Here is a 1,144-nt window from a genome sequence, read left to right as displayed (position 1 = left end):
TATACCGCTTCTACTTCAAAACCCGAAAGTTCTCGTGGGTGATGACGCGGAAGTTGTCTGAGACTTTGTCGCGGAATTTCGTCCATTCCTGCGGGATGGTCTTACGCATGAATGCAAGGATGGCGTTGGCGAACTGCTTCTGGCTTGGGTAGTAGCGATTGTGGGTAACGTATTGATGCAAGACGGCCCAAAGTCGCTCAATCGGATTGAGATGGGGGCAATAGGGCGGCAGCTGGATCAGATGGATACGGCAAGCCGTCCGCGCCAGAAAGGCCCTGACGTCGGGGCCCTTGTGATAGGCGGCGTTGTCCCAGATGACATGAATGATGCGCTTGTCGGGGTTGCGCGCCTCGATCTTGGTGAGAAGCTGCACGGCACTGACCCCATCAACGGTTGTGGGCTCGACAAACGGTGCATCGAAGGTTTCGAGGTTCACAGCCCCATGAATGTTCACACGACCGCGCCCTGCCGTGCTGAGAACCGCTGGATTTGATCCAACCTTCACCCAGCCAAATGCAGGCTTGGCCTGGTATTCCGGATGCACTGCATCGGCGAAGTAGACGGCTTCATCTGCTGGTAACTCACGCATCAGCTTCTCGTATAATGCGATGAAAGCGGTCTGCTTCTCCGCTGACGCCGCGCGTGGCAGGGGCTTGGGCTTGCGGTATTCAAAGCCCAGTCGGGCCAGAAGTTTGATGCAGCCTGAATGGGAATAGTTCAGACCGCATTCAGCCGCGACATGGGCTCTGATCTCAACCGTCGAGCGACAGAAGCGCGCTTCCAGCCAAGCGCACAACGCAACCTGCTGTGCCTGCGTCATACGGGACTGACCGCCCTTCCAGCCGTCGAAGGCCAGCGCATCCCAGCCATCTTGCAGGTAGGTTTTATGCCAGCCGCGGATGGTGTCGTCGTCCAGATACAGGAAGTCCGAAATCTGTTGGCAGGACTTGCCGTCGTCGAGCAGCAGGATCGCATTTGCACGACGGGCAATACCGTGATCCTCGCGCTGGCGACGCACGCAAGCCTCAAGCTCGAGGCGGTCTGCTGAGGAAAGAAAGCCAGGGCGGATCATAGGCATAGCTGAATCGTTGCAAGCCCAGCCGTCAAGTCACCAAATTCGGCTTATGCGGGACTCGGAGTATAC

At 57.4% G+C, this 1,144-nt stretch carries 1 protein-coding gene; it reads right to left on the bottom strand.

Annotated features, from left to right (window positions below; genetic code table 11):
• Nucleotides 1-10 precede the first annotated feature (10 nt).
• Nucleotides 11-1,078, bottom strand: coding sequence for an IS630 family transposase (locus PVW49_RS23700; RefSeq protein ID WP_274591806.1), 1,068 nt, complete (start codon nt 1,076-1,078; stop codon nt 11-13).
• Nucleotides 1,079-1,144: the final 66 nt, after the last annotated feature.

It is taken from the genome of Marinovum sp. PR37, from assembly GCF_028807375.1.
GTDB classification, from domain to species: Bacteria; Pseudomonadota; Alphaproteobacteria; order Rhodobacterales; family Rhodobacteraceae; genus Marinovum; species Marinovum algicola.
Note: the sequence above shows the minus strand (reverse complement) of the source record. Positions and strands in the feature narration are given on the sequence as shown.